This window comes from Moraxella caprae DSM 19149, from assembly GCF_000426885.1.
In the GTDB taxonomy this organism is placed as follows: domain Bacteria; phylum Pseudomonadota; class Gammaproteobacteria; order Pseudomonadales; family Moraxellaceae; genus Moraxella; species Moraxella caprae.
This window is the reverse complement of the sequence record NZ_AUGF01000044.1, coordinates 1-17412: the sequence shown is the minus strand read 5'-3', so window position 1 is coordinate 17412 and position 17412 is coordinate 1. Positions and strand designations below refer to the sequence as shown.

Below are 17412 nucleotides of genomic sequence, written 5' to 3'. Positions count from 1 at the left end.
TTTTGTGCTTTGGCGTATGTGGTAGTAAAACACACTTCTTGGCAGGTTTGAAACTGCCAGTAGGTTGTTAAGTTTGTGTTTATGCCTTAATTCTTGAACAATCAGGACTTGTTCTTTAATTGTTCCTTTTGACGAATTAAGGCATCGAGCTTTTTTAGGTAGTCGTTTTCTGCTCTAAGATAGGCAAGTTCAGCAAGTAAGTCATCAACGCTTTTTTCATTGTCTGGTTTGGCCTGCCAACTTGGTTTGCTTGTTGTTTTGTTTGTTAATTTGTTTTGATTGGCGTTGTGTTTGTTTGACATTGCTTTTCTGCCTTTGGGTTTGGGTTCTAATCCCATTATACCAAAGGTTTGGTAGGATTTTAACCAGTTTGACAGTAAAGATGGGGTTGGTAGATTAAGCTCTATGGAAAGCTGTGTTAAGGATTTGCCATTTTGAAGTTGTTTGATTGCATTAAGTTTAAAGTCTGTGTCATAGACGGCTTTGGTACTTCGTCTTTGAATACCATCAATGCCGTGTGTTTGATAGAGTTTGACCCACAGCTCTACGGTTTTGTGGTCTAAACCAAAATGTTTTGCTGTGCGTTTGTAGCTGTGATTGCTTTGATAATGAGCAATGACAGAAAGTTTAAAGTCGGTGGTGTATTTTGCCATAGAAAGCACCCCAAAGGTTAGTTTGGTGTCTAACTTTTGGGGTGCGGTTCAGAATCACGGGTTTTTTACAGCTATCTGCATGGTTAGGGTGGGTCTGCCCTTTTTTGGTGCAATCTGCATTTTAAAATTTATGAATCCAAATGGTTATTTATACAAAAATACATAAAGAAGGCATGCCCTGATGTTTGATATAAATTAATTAAAGATAACATGGTTTTTTATTTATCAAATTTCATAAAAATTAAGATTAATAGTTTTTTAAAAAAATGTAAAAAAGATAATTATTTCAGATACTTATAAATAAAATTCCTAATATTATTAATGAATTTTTCCAATATTAACCATTGCAAAAATCAATGTTATTTTATACAATATTATCAATATTGAGCATGATTATTATTAATAAATCTACCCAATATTATTAAGAAAGTTTAAACAAACATAAAAAGCGTTAGGAGCGGTTATGAGATACACTTCATTTTTAGGTCAAGGCGTCATGATTGGTGCAATTTGCATGACTGGACTTTTATCGGCTTGTGGCGACAAAGAGCCTGCCACACAAAATATTGTCAATACCGACAACACCAACACCAAAACCATCAAGGTGGCAGTCAATAGTGGCATGTCGCCTTTTGCTTATATTGATGAAAAGGGCAATCCCATCGGTTTTGATGTAGAACTTATTACTCATATCGCCCAAAAAAATGGTTATGCCGTCAAGTTTAATGTTCTGCCTTGGCAAGAGATGTTTAAATCGGTCGAGCAAGAGACGAGTGACCTTGCCATTTCATCCATTTCTTACTCTACCGAACGTGAAGGTAAATATCTGCTTAGTAATCCTTATGTATACATGCCTGCAGGGATTTTATCTTTGGATGGCACCACCATCAACTCAATATCAGACCTAAAACCCATGCGTTTGGGCATGCAAGATGGGGCGATTTTTATGGACATCGCCAAGGAAAACGGGATCGAACAAGTGATGACCAAAGAAAAGATTTTTTTGAGCTTTCAGGACCTGATTAATGGCAAAGTGGATGCCATCATTAGTGACAAACAAATCATTCAACATCTTACCAAAAGCTATCCTGAATATAAAACCAATATCTTAGAATATGGTGACGCTAGCAACAAAGGATCGTACGCTGTAGCAATAGCACCTAAAGGCAAAACTCAAGTCATCGAAATGTTCAACCAAGGTGTCGCAGAGATGAAAATATCAGGCGAGCTGGCACAACTTGAAACAAAATGGTTTGAAAACAATGGCAATAAGCCAAATTAATCAAGATGTGTTCAGGTGCTTGATTTATTGGTTGATTCTTGTTATAATGTTCAAATTAAAATATTGGGGATGTTCTGGCTTCGACGCTGGTAATGAAACCTAATGATGCACGTCAAGAGCGTATGCCTCTTGTAAATCAACATACATTTAAAATAGTCGCAAACGACGAAACTTACGCACTAGCAGCCTAAGGGCTACTTGGGTCGGCACAGATTGCCTTTGGTCTGGTTGCTCACCCCGATGCGAACGCACAAAGGATAGCATCTGTTAGTGTTGCGATGACAGGTGCGAACTCTTAGCAAATCGTCCAATCCACCCTGACTGTCGGGTCGGTGCGGATTAAAGCCAAAGACAGACTCTAAGCGTGTAGAGTCATGGGCGTAGTGTTGGCGGACGCGGGTTCAACTCCCGCCATCTCCACCATTTACATAAATCAAAGGCTTAACTCATATTTTGAGTTAAGCCTTTTTTGTGGGCGAAAACCAAACACCTCATAAGATAAGAATCCAAAATATATACCCAATAAATTTTAAAATTACTACAAACACAATGATTTGTGGATGTAGGCACAGTAATGTCATCAAAGGGTGTGCTCAGCACACCCCTACAAACCCGTGGTAAATATCAAGTTGGTTGGGTGTAACAGCTTTTCAAATCATATTCTAATAATCATGCTCATTGACAAAGAAGGAAATATCAGCGTTTTTTCTGCAAAAACTCTTCATCGCCACGCACCTGCTTTTCAGACAAATATCGCCAATAACGAACGGGCAGATACTGCTTATGTAGCTTGGGATTGATACGCTCTTTGATGGTTGCATTGGCAAAATATCCCTGCCAAAATCGCTGATAACGAGCCTCATCATCACTCCATACCGAGTGACTGTCTGCCAATACATCATCAATCCCAACAATCATCTGTACGTCTGTATCGCCCTGCCTTGACAAAATGCCATAGCCCCGCTTGATGTCATAAATGGCAAAATCTTGGTCTTGATAGCGTGCCTTAAAGTGATTGGTAATGAGTGGCAAAACATTAAAATCAGGGTTGATTTTGGCAAAATACACCCCGTCTGTGGTATGCTCAAAGCGGACAAAGGCTTTCATGCGGTGTCGCTCTCGCCCCACTGATTTGACCGTTTGGTGTAGAGCCATGACATCGGGATGGGCGTGGTCTTTTAGAATATTTTTTGTGGGATTGGTCAGGGCGTATTTGACCACACCAAAAAGCACGTTTGGGATATAGTCAAGCTCGGATAAGTACGCCCACATGAGCTGTCTTATGCCATCTTTGCCAAGCGTTTGGGTGAGCTTGGTCAGCACCCGTTCGGCTTTGGCAGGGTCGGTTGTTACATCCACGACCGTGTCAAAAAACTTTGGTATGTACTCATGACGGCACACCAATGTCGCCCTATCTGTGCACTTTTGCTCATAACAGACAAATACCGCCGTCAGCCAGCCATCAAAATCACTGTCATGGGTTAGGGTAATGTTATCATCAATGGTTAATAAATCCAAATTATTTTCCAATTCATCAAAATAAGCATATTACACTGGGTAACATTATGCACGCCAATATCACAAAAAACATCTTGGGGCGTATTGATAAAACCTTAAAACAAAGCAAGCTGTCCTGTTCGCTCGTCTTTGAATTTGGTTTGGGTTTGTCCGATAAGATATTGCCTAAAATTATCCTTGGTCAAATGTGCCAAATGTTCATTTTTGCCCGACAACGCCATAAAATACTTGGCACGATTGACCGCCGCCCCCATCTTTTGGATATGTTCCAAAGTCAGCGTGCGAAACTGTCTTGCTTTGATGATTTTTTTGGCGGTCTTGACCCCAATACCGGGTATGCGAAGTATCATCTCATACGGAGCGGTTTGGATATGCACGGGGAAAAACTCACGGTGGCGTATCGCCCACGCCAATTTGGGGTCGCACTCTAAGTCCAAAAAGGCTCGTCAGGCGTGACAATCTCATGAGCTAAAAAACCATAAAACCGCATGAGCCAATCGGCTTGATACAGGCGGTTTTCACGCACCATCGGCACAGGCGTGGAGATAGCAGGCAGATTTTTGTCCGCCAAAACAGGCGCATAGCCTGAATAATACACCCGCCTTAGGTCGTATTTTTGATAAAAATGACTGGCAAGACTCACCACTTGTAAATCCGTCTCGCCCGTTGCCCCCACTATCATTTGGCTGGTCTGTCTTGCGGGGACAAATTTGGGGGCTTTTTTGTGGTGCTTTTTGCTGTCTTTGAATGCCACAATCTCATCTTTGACCGTTTGCATGGGGGCTTTTAGTTGGTCGTGGGTTTTTTCGGGGGCGAGCAGTTTTAGCCCTGAGATGGTCGGAATCTCGATATTGGCACTTAGGCGGTCAGCATACAGACCTGCTTGGCGTAAAGGTATGGTTTTTAGATGGATATAACCACCAAAGCGTTCTTCTTCACGCAGTCGCCGTGCCACTTCAACGAGTCGCTCCATCGTATAGTCGGCACTTTTGAATATGCCTGAGCTCAAAAACAGCCCTTCGATGTAGTTTCGCCGATAAAATTGCATGGTCAAATCCACCACTTCTTCGACCGTAAAGGCGGCTCTGGGCGTGTCATGGCTACGTCTTGACGTGCAGTAACTACAATCATAAATGCAGTGGTTGGTAAATAGGATTTTGAGTAGGCTCACGCACCGCCCATCTTCGGTAAAACTGTGGCAAATGCCCGATGTGGACAAATTACCAAGAGAACCCCCTTGGTTTTTGCGGTTTGAGCCTGATGATGAGCAAGAGACGTCATATTTGGCGGCGTCAGCTAGGATGTTGAGCTTGCCTTGGATGCGGTCAAAATTGATGGTCATGGCGTATGATGATAATCCTTGATAAAATAAAACTTGATAAATAAGCGTGTTGATAAACTGTCTTGGTATCTGGGTGTAACTTTATGATTTTATTAAAATTTTAAAAAAATGGGGGCGTGATACATCAATTTCAAGGGATTTTTAATTTTTAATTTTTAATTTTTAATTTTTAATTTTTAATTTTTAATTTTTAATTTTTAATTTTTAATTTTTAATTTTTAATTTTTAATTTTTAATTTTTAATTTTTAATTTTTAATTTTTAATTTTTAATTTTTAATTTTTAATTTTTAATTTTTAATTTTTAAAAGATTATCGGCGAAGGTTTTGTTTTGTCAAGTCTTTTACTCGCCAATCACTTCGCCCCACACGCCACACACAAATGCCCGAATCGCTTGCCAGTTATCATCATCGACCACGACCTGTTTTTCGGATAATGCCAGCTCGTGCGTGGTTTTTCTCAGCGCCAAATACGCCTGCGTGAGCCTGTCGCACCAGTCATCAGACCACAGTCCTGTCTTTGCCACTTCTTCAAAAATACGCACGTTGTCCGACCAGATGGCAAGGCTCGGGTGAGCATGGGCGTGGGCAAGCACCATAAACTGAGCCAAAAACTCAATGTCAATCAACCCACCAAAGTCCTGCTTGATGTGAAAAGACTGAACCAGTCCGTGGTTGTTGGGCTGATTTGATGATTTGGTGCCCAGATGTTCTTTCATCTTTTGACGCATGGACAGCACGTCTTGGCGTACCTGCTCGGACTCTCGGTGAGCGGTCAGCACCTGATGGCGAGTGGCATCAAAGGCATCCAGCACCGCCTTGTCGCCTGCAATGCCCCTAGCCCGTACCAATGCCTGATGTTCCCACGCCCACGCCTTATCACGCTGATAGCCATCAAAGCCCTGCACCGACACGACCATCACGCCTGCGTTGCCCGATGGTCGAAGACGCATGTCTAGCTCATAGGCACGCCCATCACGGGTCTGCGTGGTCAGATAAGTGATGACCTTTTGGACAAGGCGAGAGGCGAACTTCATGCCACTAATCACCTTGACATTGTCGCCCACGGTATCAGCTTTTTCGTCAATGTCATGCAAAAACACCACGTCCAAATCTGACGCATACGACATCTCAATCCCGCCCAACTTACCATAGCCAATGACCGCAAAACCGCATGCCGTCTCATCGGTGGGCATGCCATTGGCACGCACAGGATGACCGTGTTTGGCGACCAGCTCATCATAAGCCCTGCTAAGTGCCGATGATAGCACAACTTCGGCGATAAAGGTCAGGCTGTCCGAGACTTTCATGATGTGGCGTAAGCCTAGAATGTCAGCGGTTGCCACGGCCAGCACCTGTGACTTTTTAAAGGTGCGAATGGCGGTCAGATACTGCTCATCATCAAAGGGCAGTACCCGAAGCAGCTGTTGTCTTAGGATGTCAGTCAGCTCTGCTTTGTCGGGCAAATGCAAATAACGCTGTTGCAAAAAGTCATCAAGGAGCATGGGGTGCAAGGCAAGCTCTCGTGCTATCCACGGACTTGCCGAGAGCATGGGAATGAGCCCCATGGTCGCATTCGGGTTCTCTGCTATCATCACCAGATATATCGAGCGACGACAGATGGACTCCAACAGCGTGATAAGGCGTGGCACCGCATCATCGGCACGCTCCGCCCCATCACTCTTGGCATGATGACAGAGTGCATATAGCAAAATCGGATACGCCCCATCAAGGCGTGCCTTGGCATCAGGCTCTAAACTGGTGACCAGCTTGGACTGCCAAAACTCATCTAACAAATGCAAGCCATCAGCACTGAGCAGTCCCTGCAACGCCCGCTCCATCTCTGCCGTTTCGCCCAGTGTCTGCGTAGGGCTTTGGCGGTCGGTGACCATGCGGTTAAAGGGAGCAAAGACATTTTGCCGATGACGGGCAAGCACCGCTTGAAAATCCGCCACACTCTCAAAGCCTAGCACCTGTGCAATCGCCACCAGCTCATCGCCCATCGGCAGTCTCTGGGTCTGCTCATCATGACGGGCTTGGATGGCGTGTTCTAATCGCCGTAAAAAGCGATAAGCATCCATGAGCTTGGTGCATTCATCATCATCTAGATAATCAAGCTCACCCAACATAGACAGCACATCCAGACAAACCGACCGCTCGCCCAATGCCAAATGATGACCGCCATAGATGAGCGAGAATGCCTGTGCGATGAACTCAATGTCCCGAATACCGCCCACGCCCAGTTTGACATTATCGGTGTCTTGACGTTGGGCTTGCTGTGCCATGATGAGCGTTTTCATCTCACGCAGTGCTGAAAAGGCGGTATAATCGATATAATAACGATACACGAAATTTTTCATCACTGCCGACAGCTCATCAGCAAAGGGCGTGGACACGGGATTGACCACTCTCGCCTTTAACCACGCAAACCGCTCCCACGTCCGTCCATGCTGATTAAAATACTTCTCTAACGCTGACAAGCTCATGATGAGCGGACTGCCATCACCCCACGGACGCAGTCGCATGTCCACCCGAAACACAAAGCCATGCTCGCTGTGGTCGTTAAGCAAGCGGATGAGCATTCGCCCGAGCGTGGTCATGAACTTCTGATTCTCCACGCTCTTTTTGCCCTGCTCACTAATGTCAGTATCGCCCGCCCCTAGATGTACAAAAATCAGGTCAATGTCGCTTGATAAATTCAGCTCTCTTGCCCCGAGCTTGCCCATGGCGATGACGGCAAATTCATCAGGCATGATTTTGGGGCTTTTTTTGCCCACGCCCCCCATGCCTGTCTGTGCCAACTGCACACTACTGGTCATGGGTGTACCGTACCGCTCTGCTGTCTTGTGCCATGCATAGTCCTTGGCAAAGCACACGCACGCATCGGCAAAGTCCGACAGCTCCGTGGTGAGTCTCTCTAAGCTGATGACCCCTAACGCATCTTGCCATATCCATTTGACCATCAGCATGGCTCTAAGTTCTCGCATCGCTTGCATGACTGCCGATTCATCAATTTCATCATATCGCATATCGGTATATCTCATATTGTCTTTTTTATCATTCCCTTTTTTATCATCCTTATTTATGCCATCTTTTACATCATTCTCTTTTATGTCATCTTCTGCACCGCTTATGCCTGCACAAATCATCACAAACTCTCTGATTAAGCCATCAAACACCGCACGGTCAAGGGAATGCGTCAAACCAAATCGACCCAAAAACGCACCGACCTGTGACGGCTGTTTTTGATAAATACCAAAGGCAAAAGGACTGGCAAGGGCAAGCGTGGCAAGCTCGCTATCACTGGGGCAAAAATCAGACATGGCAACTCGCTAGATTTGTTGATTTGAGATTTATTGATTGATGATTTTTGCTTATTTTACACCAAATTTAAAAATTTACGCTATAATATCCAAAAAACAACCCATCATCATCATGGCACACACCCTACTACTCATCACCAAAAGCCCCCACGACCGCCAAGGCAAAGAAGCCCTAACGACCGCCACCACGCTACTAGACAGTGGCGAGCGTGTCTCGGTGTTTTTCTACAGTGACGGAGCATACACCGCCAATCGCCTAGCGTGGCAAAGTGCGGACGTGCCTGATGTCGCTCGCCTGTGGGTCGCCCTTGCCGAGCGGTATCATCTTGATTTGCCCGTCTGTGTCAGCACCGCTTTGGCACGGGGTATCAGTGACGCCGATAACGCCAGTCGTCATGGCTTGGACAGCGAGAACATCCTACCCCCTTTTCGCTTGGTCGGACTCTCCGAGCTGGCACTACACATCGATGATGACACCCAACTGGTGCAGTTTTAACCATGAATATCCTAATCAAACTTGCTAGCGACAACGAACTCATCGCTTATGAAGCACTCGCCCTCGCCTTTGTGCTGGCGACCTTTGACCATGATGTCACGCTATTTCTGGACACGCCCACCCATCTACTGCTTGGCGACCCTGACAGTCGTATCTATGGCATGATACAGTCGCTTGATTTGTACGACATAGAAAAGGCGTGGCACGGCTTTACTGATGAGCAGATGGCACGATTTGATGATGACATTCGACACGCCCTAGCTGATGAACGGTGTGTGTTCTATGATAAACGTGCGTTATTTGACAGCGTGCTTGAATTTTAACCCCATAATTTTAATTATATAACCAATCCTGCAACTAGCCCCAAACCCGCCCCATGACCATGACCGACACCACAACTCCCCTGCCTAATGAGCTAACCTTGGACGCTGATGGGCATTTGACCGATCACACGCTTTGGACACCTGCCATCGCCCAACACCTTGCCGATACCTTGAATGTACAGCTAACGGACGCACATTATCGCATACTGGCACAGGTTCGGGCATTTTTTGACAAATATCATCACAGCCCTGCCACTCGCCCACTCATCAAGCATCTATCCATCGCCCTGCCCGATGATGAGATTAACAACGCCAAACTCCAACAGCTCTTTAACACAGGATTGGTCGCACGCCATGTCAATCGCTTGGCAGGACTGCCCAAACCGCCGAATTGTTTATAAATGATTGATTAGGGTGTATTCTTTGATTTGTACAATCTAAAATTTAAAAACAAACCACTTTTTGCAAGGTTTGTTTACATTTTATTACAGTAAAATGATGAATATTTGGATAAGATAAGTTTTGAGAGTTTTTCTCACCCATTTTTTAACTAGGAGTTATCTTATGAAAAAGGTACTTGTTGTTGCCCTAGCTGGCATGTTCGTACTAACCGGTTGCAACACCATCAAAGGTTTTGGTAAAGACGTATCAAGAACTGGTGAAGCCGTGACTGACGGTGCTCAAAAGGTTCAAAACAAAATCTGATTAATATCCCATCAAACAAGCCCAATCTACACCAAGGTTGGGCTTGTTTTTATGCTGAATTTAACTTCGGTTCAACTTCGCTTTATCCGCATGGCATTTGCCACAACAAAAAGGCTAGACAAACTCATACCAATGGCGGCAAGCCAAGGCGGTACATAGCCCATACCTGCTGGCACTAGGATAAGCGTATTATACACCAACGCCCACCGCAGATTTTGGCGGATGATGTGGCGAGTTTTGACTGATAGATTGATGGCGTTATTGATGACGGATAATTTACCACCAAGTAGCACGCCATCTGCCGACACCTGAGCCAAATCGCTCGCTCCTGCCATCGCCACTGATACGTTGGATGCACCGAGTACAGGGGCGTCATTGATACCGTCTCCCACCATCAGCACGGTATGTCCGTCTTTTTGTAGCTCTTTGATGTGATTGACTTTATCGGTTGGTGATAGACCATGATAAGCGTGTTCTATGCCAAGCGTTTGGGCGACTGTCAAGGCGTTGTCGCTTGGGTCGCCTGTTAGCATGAGTGGGATAATGCCGTGTTTTTTTAGGTTGTCTATCGTCTGTTTGGCGTCCGTGCGTACCACGTCATTAAAGTAAAAACGTGCCACCATGTCCCAGCTCTCGCCTGCCTTAACCGACAACGCCACTGACATATTTGCCCCGAAGGTATCGAGCCGTTCGGCCATCACATGACCGCCACCGCCATTTAACACAAATCCGTCATGCCCGATACGATACCACACCCCGTCCACACAGCCTTCCACGCCCCCTGCCGTGTGGTGCGTGGCGTTTTGTACTTTTGGCAAATGCAAACCGTGAGCGGACGTCAGGATAGCCCGTGCCACAGGGTGCTTTGAGCCGACTTCTAGGCTTGCTCCGACTTTTAGCCAATGCGTTTTGTCATGGGTGGTATAATCCACATGCAGTAGGTTGGCTTGCCCGAGCGTGAGCGTGCCTGTTTTGTCAAATGCCACATGGCTGACTTCCGACAGGCTTTGAATGGTATGCCCCCGAGTCGCCAAAAAGCCCAAACCTGCCAGTCGGTTGGTCGCCATGGTCAGAGCAATGGGCGTGGCAAGGCTCAACGCACACGGACAGGTTGCCACCAGTACCGCCACTGTTGCCCATAGGGCTTGGGTTTTGTCCACAAACAGCCATATCACAAAAATCAGCACCGACAGCACGAGCACCCGAGCGACAAACCACCGTGCCATGCGGTCGGCATCTTGGGCGATTTGTGGTTTTTCGCTCATCGCACGGTTCATCAGGCGGTCGATGAGTGCCATTTGACTGTCGTCCGTTTGGGCGGTTACAAGCATGACAAAAGGCTGTGCGTCATTTTGTGAACCACCTGCCAACGTGTCGCCTTGCTTTTTAACAATCAAATCACTCTCACCTGTCAAAAGACTCTGCGACACCGTGGCAGACTCCGACAACAGCACGCCATCACAGGCGATTTGTTGCCCTGCCTCTACCCAAATGACATCGCCGACCGTTAGGGCTTGGGCAAGCACTTTATCATCGTCCGCCACGTCATGACTGGCATGAGCATTTTGCCAGTCTTTGATGAGTTCGTTATCCAACGAACCATTGGCAAATTCTGCAATGAGTTCGTCCGAATGCCCAAGCCGTTTGATAAGCACAGGCTCAATCACGACCAAATCGCTTGCCATGTTAGACGCTTTTAGCCGTGCGTTTTGCTCAATGTAGCGACCGGCGAGCAAAAAGAAAATAAACATGGATACCGAGTCAAAATAGGTCTCGCCCGACTGGGTCAGCGTGGCGTATAGGCTTGCCCCAAAGGTTACGATAAGGGCGATAGAGACAGGCACGTCCATATTGACCTGCCGAGCCTTTATGGCGTTATAAGCGGAACGAAAAAACGGTACGCCTGCATAAAAAATGACAGGCATGGTAACAAACAACGCCACCGCCCTTAGAAAATGACGGTGTTCGTCCGCCATGCCCGAATAATCGCCAAAATACAGCCCGATAGAAAACATCATCGCCTGCATCGCCCCGACCGCCGCCACGCCCAGACGGATAAGCATTTGCTTGTTTTGGCGTTTCATCATGGCTTCATGCGTGTCCTGTCGATACGGACGAGCGTCATATCCAACCGAATGCACCGCCCCCAAAATATCGCCAATACTGCAACGGCTCTCATCCCAGTTTACACGCATACGCTGTTGGGTGAGATTGACCTGACACGCTCGCACCCCGTCCAGACCACGCAGGCGTGTCTCAATGAGCCATGTACATGCCGTACAACGCAAATTCGCCACCGACAGTTCTGCCGTACTGCCACCGTCTTCACGATAGACGAATTGGGCTTTGACATCGTCATGATTATAAGCGTCAAAATTGGCAAGCGGTAGTGGTGCGGTCGGGCTTATCTCACGGCGGTCAAGATAGTATTGTGATAACCCAAGCTCTACAATGCTCTCTGAGGCAAGCTGACAACCCAAACAGCACATGGGGCGTGGCTTATCAAAAATCACGGTAAAAAATGGCTCACTGGGCAACTTCTCGCCACAATGAAAACAATGCCCGTCAGGGGGCAACACTAGGCTGGTGTCAATGGGGTCTTGGGGGGTGTCGGTCATGGCGTGTCATGCGTGCAAAAGTGGTATTATAACATGGCTTGGGTAGAATGGGTGAGGCGGGGTGTGGCAAGCTCATTGCTTTTTAAATTTGACATCAGCTAACAAAATTGAATTTTACCACAAAAACCGTAGCACTTTTTGATTTTGTAATGAGGCGATGGCAAATGGTGTAAAGCAAGCAAACGATGCCATACAAAAAGTGGCTGATACCTACAAAACTGCCGAACAAAAAATTGCAGACGCCTACAAAAACGCCGAACAAGCTGTTAAAGATGGCGTAAAAACTGCCGAGGAAAGCCGTTAAAGAAGTTGCCCAAAAAGCCCAACAAATCGCCAAAGACCTTACCAAAGAAGTCTCAGACACACTCAAAGAAATATCCGATGAGCTTGCCGATGCCTTTGATAAGTTTAAAGAAGCAGTACAAGACACCTTTGACAAATGGCGTGAACAGGTTGGTGATTTCTTTGCTAAATTTGATTTTCCCAACATTCCCACAGATTGGCTCCCCGACATCGTTAAAGATTGGCTAGATTTGCCACGCTCAGGCGAATACCACATCTATGACCCACTTACCTTGGACTTAAATGGTAATGGTCTGATTGACGTGATTGGCACGGATGGTTATAAAGGGGCGTTATTTATTCATGACAATCTCAACATACCTGCAATCAGTGAAGAAGAAAGATGGGTAGCTTGATTGTTATAAAAATAATCTGTTTTATGGTTAAGAAAACCCATAAAAACATAGAGAGCAAATGCTATGTTTGTGAATGAATGGGTTTATAATCAGTCGGTTGTGGGCTTTGGTTGGCTAGGTTTTGATAATAAACCTAGTATGTTGAGGCCTAAAATGTTGGGCATTACTCTCACTTTACCCAATCTATCAAGCAAGGAAATACCATTTGAGGGATAATCATGCTAGATAATATTTTACTGTTAATATTACTCAATGCTTTATATTATTGGGTGGTATTCTCCACTGGTACTCGGTTTTTAAAATTTATACAACAACTGCCCATTGTTTCATATTTTTATGATAAGAATGAAAGTGAAATGAAAACATCTGCCATGACTGATTGGGTGTTAGTAAATGTGTTTTTTATCATTATTTTACTTGTGATGGGTTTAAATGCTTTTAATGGTCAGACAGGTGATGATTCTTTTATTGATTTCTTATTTAAGTTATATAGACGAGTTAGAGTATTATTATGAAAAAACCAATCGCATTATTTTTAATTGCCACTCTTTTTGGCTTGGTAGGCTGTGGTGATGATAAAAAATCCGAAGAGATGGAATTTAGGGAGGCTGAAAAACTATTATTTGTAGATAACAACTGTACAAAAGCTATACCTGCGATTGAAAAGATGGCTCATCAAAACAAGAATTCAGGTCTGACACTGCAAAGCTTGATGTATGAGCGTGGTCTATGCCAAGAGATTGATATTGAAAAAGCCATACAGTCTTATGAAAAAGCGACAAATGATAACTATGCCCCTGCCATGAATGCTTTGGCAGGGCTTTATTTATCACAAAATTACAAAAACTTAAGTGGAGATTATGCGGTTGATAAAGCAATTGAATTATTGAAAAAATCCATTGATAAAAATCAAAACAGTCATGCCATGTTATTAATGGGGAAGATTTATTATGATGACACCTATCAGCATAAAGACATAGAAAAGGCAAAATTTTGGTTGAATAAAGCTCATGAAAATGGAGATTCTAATGCCAAAGTGCTTTTGGATAGAATTTCTTCGTAATGGTTTATAAGCTGATGGGATGGCTTTCGAACAAACCCAACAATTTCAAGGTTTAAGCTATCAACCTACCTAATCTATGGGCTTGTCATTTAATAAAGCAAAAATGAAACAGTAATGTTGATAGCAAAGTTAAAATAATTTAGTTCAACACAAATTTTTTAGGAGCTTAAAGATGTTTTCAAACCCTGTAAATCCTGAATCAAATACATCGCGCAAAGTTGCAGATGTTGCCTAAATTAACAAAAAAGCAAATGAGCATGTTCACAATAAAATCAATGATGCCATACCAAGTCCTGCGGATACCGCACAAATTGTGCATGATATAATCAAAGACTTTAATGAGGCTGATAATCTAGAAAAGTCTGGCGATATTATTGAGGCAAGCAAAAAGAAGGTAGAAGCAGTTGCCAATATTCTTGATTTCCATCCAGCAACTTGGTTTGGTGCAGATGCCGACCCAGCTAAAGAAAATATTACAAAAGTAGCAGATATTATCACCAAAAGAATGGTAGAAATAGAAAAAATATGGGACGAAATGGGTGAGATAGCAACTACCCATCAAAAACTCCCCCGCACAGGCGAATACTACGTCTATGACCCATTAACCTTGGACTTAAATGGTAATGGTCTGATTGATGTTATTGGCACGGATGGTTATAAAGGGGCGTTATTTGACCATAATGGGGATGGTATCGCTACACAGGCAGGATGGGTAGCGGTCAATGATGAGTTATGGGAGATGGTGGTGTAGGGGTGGTATTTTTAGGATTTATATTGGGTATTTGTTGCAAAGTAAGTATTTATTGTGATACTATTTTAATAGTTTTCCTGTAAAACTAGCCTTCCGTTTGCCCTGAGCTTGTCGAAGGGTAGTGGAAAACCATTATGGTTCGACAGGCTCACCACGAACGGTTTTTTCTAATTTAGGGTTTTGAAGGAAGCCTAATATATCCCAATTTAATTGCAAAAGGCTGGCATAGTATGGAAACCAACCATGTAATATCTCATCAAACTCTCATAAATATATTAAATGATTTACTTCCCTTTAAGTATTTTCATATTTTATTATTATCATTTTTGTATATAATTTTTAATTATAATAACACTTTATTTTATGAAGGGTACAATGGTTTTTTTCCTTCAACTATTTCTATAGGTTTTAATTCAGAAAACAAGAAAATATTTTATGATTTTTATTTGATGTATTTTTTGTCAATATATATCTTTATGGTTTTTAGATATATTTTAAAAGGTTTGAGCAAAAATGTTCAAAATGAATTCTTGTCAGCTCATCTGTCGGGTCTGAAATCAAGACAAAAAAAAATAACACCAAATCCTAACGCAAATAAAATCATTAACACTGGAATTATTTTATCTCTTTTTGTACCACTATTTTGTTTTTTTGTTTTTGGTATGACGGATGTTGGTCAAACTAAATTTTTTATGAGTTTAACAAATAGTTCCGATTTATTTTTTTATATATTTTTAACCCAACTAAGCATTGGTAATATTTATGCTATTCTTTTCTCAGTCACTCTAATGGAGATGAAAAAATATGTCTTGTTCAATTAGCAATCCTACGCACACATGGATGGCAGGTAGTGCAGATTTAGCAGCAGATGGAATTTCCAATAAATTCAGCTTCCATCCTGATAACACCAAATTTTTAAAGTTTGGCTCTATGTATACTGCTTGGGGTATTGGTCAATCTTTAGGAAAGGGGCAATATTATGATGCCATGCAAGGAATTGCCTCAGCTTCTATTGGTTATGCAGCTGGTGCCACTACCACATTAGTGTTGGAAGCAGCTATTTTGACGGCTATGGGTTCAACAGCAATTGTGGCAACTGGCGTACTTGCAGCTGGAGTGCCCTTAGTGATAGGAGCTGTAGTTGGTACCGCTGTGACAGTTGCTATTGATAGTTATATGGATTCATTTCAAACCTGCGACAAAGACCCCACCGAAGATTTTAAACCCAACAAAGACGAATCCCCTGAAAAAGGCTACACAAAACAATACTACGACCCCATCATCCTAGACCTAGATGGTAATGGTGTGGGTACGGTGTCTAAGTTTGGCGTGCTATTTATGATGAGCGGGGGAGCGATGTTTGATCATGATGGGGATGGTATCGCTACACAGGCAGGGTGGGTAGCGGTCAATGATGAATGGTGGGAGGGGGTGGTGTAGGGGTGGTTTTTTGAAATTTATGTTGGGTATTTGTTTGTGGATTGTTAGGGTTTGGTGTTATATGATTAAACCGACTTTGCAGACTTAGTGTCTCAAATAGAACGAGGTTTTATAGAAAATCTATTAATTACTTTTATTTTAAATTATGGTTTCGTACTCTACAAAAGCAACTTGGTTAATATCAAAAGAGATAGCCCCTTTTGGTGGATTCTATATTTTTTCTTATATCTTCATTATTTTTTTATCAATATTTTTAAATCTTATTTTTACCATAGATTATGATGGTTTTTTTAATTGGTCTCAGACGATTGAGGCGAACTCTATGGTTAGAATGACACATGATTTTATTGTTTTTTACTTAATATTTAGTTATATTTGGTGTTTTTTTAAATATATATTCAAAAACTTATCTGATTCAACAAATGATATTATTTGTTTATCTTTTGAGGAATTTTTTGATAATATGAAAATTTATCAAAACCTCAATTCATCTCAATATCGTTTTGTGTTATTATTACTGTCAATATTATCCTTGAGTGTAGCAATATTAATTCTGCATTTATTCACTATGGAGCATGGCGGTGCACATACTAGAGTGGGTCGCATGTTTGGTAGCGGTTCTTTTCAAGCTATTATGTATACTAGCTTAATGAATTTGGCTATGTTTTTTGTCTTTATTTATTCATTTGTAATATGGGAGCAAAGAAATTATGTCTCAGAATAACTGCAAGACCCCTTGGGGTCAAACACTGGCTTGGAATGCAGCTAACAGCTTTGTTGGTGCAATCGATGAGGCTCTTGATAAAAAGAGTCTTATTATTGGACTTGGCAAGGTTGGTAATGTGTATTCAATTGGAACTATGCTTGCCAAAGCGATGAGTGGCGATCATCAAGGAGCTCACGAAACAGGAGTTTCTTTTATTGGAGGTTTTGTTGCTGGTGCAGCAGTTACAGCTCTCATGGGTTCGGCATTAATCCCTACTCTAATCTCTATCGGTGCAGCAACCTATGTTAGTTATAGAATAGATGATTATTATAACCAAAAACATTGCGAAAAAAGAGATGAAACCGAACCCTACCGCCCACGCCCCGACGAATCCCCCACTCAAGGCTACACAAAACAATACTACGACCCCATCATCCTAGACCTAGATGGTAATGGTGTGGGTACGGTGTCTAAGTTTGGCGTGCTATTTATGATG

Annotated in this window: 17 protein-coding genes, 1 other RNA gene and 1 pseudogene; 14 read left to right on the top strand and 5 right to left on the bottom strand. The window is 43.2% G+C overall.

Translation table 11 applies throughout. The features are described from left to right. Nucleotides 1–101: 101 nt before the first annotated feature. A complete protein-coding gene (locus tag K941_RS0110290) occupies nt 102–653 on the bottom strand; it encodes a helix-turn-helix domain-containing protein (RefSeq protein ID WP_029102286.1) in 552 nt (183 codons plus the stop codon). Between the two features lie 463 nt (nt 654–1116). Here K941_RS0110290 and K941_RS0110285 point away from each other — a divergent pair, with 463 nt between their 5' ends. Together K941_RS0110285 and ssrA are read left to right on the top strand one after the other, a co-directional pair. Next, nucleotides 1117–1935: a substrate-binding periplasmic protein gene (locus K941_RS0110285; RefSeq protein ID WP_029103551.1), complete on the top strand. Its 819-nt coding sequence runs from the start codon at nt 1117–1119 to the stop codon at nt 1933–1935. A gap of 65 nt (nt 1936–2000) precedes the next feature. Continuing rightward, nucleotides 2001–2358, top strand: a transfer-messenger RNA (tmRNA) gene (ssrA, locus tag K941_RS16885). Between the two features lie 273 nt (nt 2359–2631). On the opposite strand, the gene K941_RS0110280 is transcribed toward ssrA, so the two are convergent. The 3 genes and pseudogenes from K941_RS0110280 to glnE all read right to left on the bottom strand — a co-directional run bounded on the left by K941_RS0110280 (nt 2632) and on the right by glnE (nt 8116). Beyond that, nucleotides 2632–3453 (bottom strand): TIGR03915 family putative DNA repair protein, encoded by an 822-nt coding sequence (locus K941_RS0110280; protein WP_029103550.1) that lies wholly within the window; start codon nt 3451–3453, stop codon nt 2632–2634. Between the two features lie 95 nt (nt 3454–3548). Next, nucleotides 3549–4795 (bottom strand): annotated as a pseudogene (locus K941_RS15545) (putative DNA modification/repair radical SAM protein). 342 nt (nt 4796–5137) lie between these two features. Then, nucleotides 5138–8116 (bottom strand): bifunctional [glutamate--ammonia ligase]-adenylyl-L-tyrosine phosphorylase/[glutamate--ammonia-ligase] adenylyltransferase, encoded by a 2979-nt coding sequence (gene glnE, locus K941_RS0110270; protein WP_029103549.1) that lies wholly within the window; start codon nt 8114–8116, stop codon nt 5138–5140. 112 nt (nt 8117–8228) lie between these two features. Between glnE and tusD the strand changes: the two genes are divergently transcribed. The 4 genes from tusD to K941_RS0110250 all read left to right on the top strand — a co-directional run bounded on the left by tusD (nt 8229) and on the right by K941_RS0110250 (nt 9640). Further along, entirely contained in the window at nt 8229–8612 is a 384-nt protein-coding gene (gene tusD, locus K941_RS0110265; protein ID WP_036388147.1) for a sulfurtransferase complex subunit TusD, read from the top strand. A 2-nt stretch (nt 8613–8614) separates the two neighbouring features. Beyond that, nucleotides 8615–8935, top strand: a complete 321-nt coding sequence (locus tag K941_RS15540) for a hypothetical protein (RefSeq protein ID WP_115341119.1) — start codon at nt 8615–8617, stop codon at nt 8933–8935. A 59-nt stretch (nt 8936–8994) separates the two neighbouring features. After that, on the top strand, nt 8995–9336 hold the full coding sequence (locus K941_RS0110255; protein ID WP_029103547.1) for a TusE/DsrC/DsvC family sulfur relay protein: 342 nt from the start codon (nt 8995–8997) through the stop codon (nt 9334–9336). A gap of 163 nt (nt 9337–9499) precedes the next feature. Continuing rightward, complete coding sequence (locus tag K941_RS0110250; protein ID WP_029103546.1) at nt 9500–9640, top strand: entericidin A/B family lipoprotein; 141 nt, start codon at nt 9500–9502, stop codon at nt 9638–9640. A 71-nt stretch (nt 9641–9711) separates the two neighbouring features. Here the strand turns inward: K941_RS0110250 and K941_RS0110245 are convergent, their stop codons facing one another. Further along, on the bottom strand, nt 9712–12258 hold the full coding sequence (locus tag K941_RS0110245; RefSeq protein WP_029103545.1) for a heavy metal translocating P-type ATPase: 2547 nt from the start codon (nt 12256–12258) through the stop codon (nt 9712–9714). A 157-nt stretch (nt 12259–12415) separates the two neighbouring features. On the opposite strand from K941_RS0110245, the gene K941_RS17185 reads away from it, so the two are divergent. The 8 genes from K941_RS17185 to K941_RS15530 all read left to right on the top strand — a co-directional run. Then, entirely contained in the window at nt 12416–12562 is a 147-nt protein-coding gene (locus K941_RS17185) for a hypothetical protein (RefSeq protein ID WP_156892328.1), read from the top strand. 229 nt (nt 12563–12791) lie between these two features. Continuing rightward, a complete protein-coding gene (locus K941_RS17180) occupies nt 12792–12956 on the top strand; it encodes a hypothetical protein (protein ID WP_156892327.1) in 165 nt (54 codons plus the stop codon). A gap of 218 nt (nt 12957–13174) precedes the next feature. Next, nucleotides 13175–13471 (top strand): hypothetical protein, encoded by a 297-nt coding sequence (locus K941_RS0110225; protein ID WP_029103544.1) that lies wholly within the window; start codon nt 13175–13177, stop codon nt 13469–13471. Next, on the top strand, nt 13468–14019 hold the full coding sequence (locus K941_RS0110220) for a tetratricopeptide repeat protein (RefSeq protein WP_029103543.1): 552 nt from the start codon (nt 13468–13470) through the stop codon (nt 14017–14019). The genes K941_RS0110225 and K941_RS0110220 overlap by 4 nt, the downstream gene beginning before the upstream one ends. 313 nt (nt 14020–14332) lie before the next feature. Beyond that, entirely contained in the window at nt 14333–14770 is a 438-nt protein-coding gene (locus tag K941_RS16510; RefSeq protein WP_051226015.1) for a hypothetical protein, read from the top strand. A 230-nt stretch (nt 14771–15000) separates the two neighbouring features. Continuing rightward, nucleotides 15001–15591, top strand: coding sequence for a hypothetical protein (locus K941_RS0110210; RefSeq protein ID WP_029103542.1), 591 nt, complete (start codon nt 15001–15003; stop codon nt 15589–15591). 19 nt (nt 15592–15610) lie between these two features. After that, on the top strand, nt 15611–16210 hold the full coding sequence (locus tag K941_RS0110205) for a hypothetical protein (protein WP_115341120.1): 600 nt from the start codon (nt 15611–15613) through the stop codon (nt 16208–16210). Between the two features lie 842 nt (nt 16211–17052). Then, a partial coding sequence (locus tag K941_RS15530) for a hypothetical protein (RefSeq protein ID WP_156892325.1) occupies nt 17053–17412 on the top strand: 360 nt, incomplete at its 3' end.

Excerpts from the sequence above, each read along its gene's own strand:
- K941_RS0110255 (WP_029103547.1), top strand. The coding sequence starts at position 8,995 with ATGACCGACACCACAACTCCCCTGCCTAATGAGCTAACCTTGGACGCT.
- K941_RS15540 (WP_115341119.1), top strand. The coding sequence starts at position 8,615 with ATGAATATCCTAATCAAACTTGCTAGCGACAACGAACTCATCGCTTAT.
- K941_RS0110210 (WP_029103542.1), top strand. The coding sequence starts at position 15,001 with ATGGAAACCAACCATGTAATATCTCATCAAACTCTCATAAATATATTA.
- K941_RS0110290 (WP_029102286.1), bottom strand. The coding sequence starts at position 653 with ATGGCAAAATACACCACCGACTTTAAACTTTCTGTCATTGCTCATTAT.
- K941_RS0110205 (WP_115341120.1), top strand. The coding sequence starts at position 15,611 with ATGGCAGGTAGTGCAGATTTAGCAGCAGATGGAATTTCCAATAAATTC.
- tusD (WP_036388147.1), top strand. The coding sequence starts at position 8,229 with ATGGCACACACCCTACTACTCATCACCAAAAGCCCCCACGACCGCCAA.
- K941_RS0110220 (WP_029103543.1), top strand. The coding sequence starts at position 13,468 with ATGAAAAAACCAATCGCATTATTTTTAATTGCCACTCTTTTTGGCTTG.
- glnE (WP_029103549.1), bottom strand. The coding sequence starts at position 8,116 with ATGTCTGATTTTTGCCCCAGTGATAGCGAGCTTGCCACGCTTGCCCTT.
- K941_RS0110245 (WP_029103545.1), bottom strand. The coding sequence starts at position 12,258 with ATGACCGACACCCCCCAAGACCCCATTGACACCAGCCTAGTGTTGCCC.
- K941_RS0110285 (WP_029103551.1), top strand. The coding sequence starts at position 1,117 with ATGAGATACACTTCATTTTTAGGTCAAGGCGTCATGATTGGTGCAATT.
- K941_RS17185 (WP_156892328.1), top strand. The coding sequence starts at position 12,416 with ATGGCAAATGGTGTAAAGCAAGCAAACGATGCCATACAAAAAGTGGCT.
- K941_RS0110250 (WP_029103546.1), top strand. The coding sequence starts at position 9,500 with ATGAAAAAGGTACTTGTTGTTGCCCTAGCTGGCATGTTCGTACTAACC.
- K941_RS0110225 (WP_029103544.1), top strand. The coding sequence starts at position 13,175 with ATGCTAGATAATATTTTACTGTTAATATTACTCAATGCTTTATATTAT.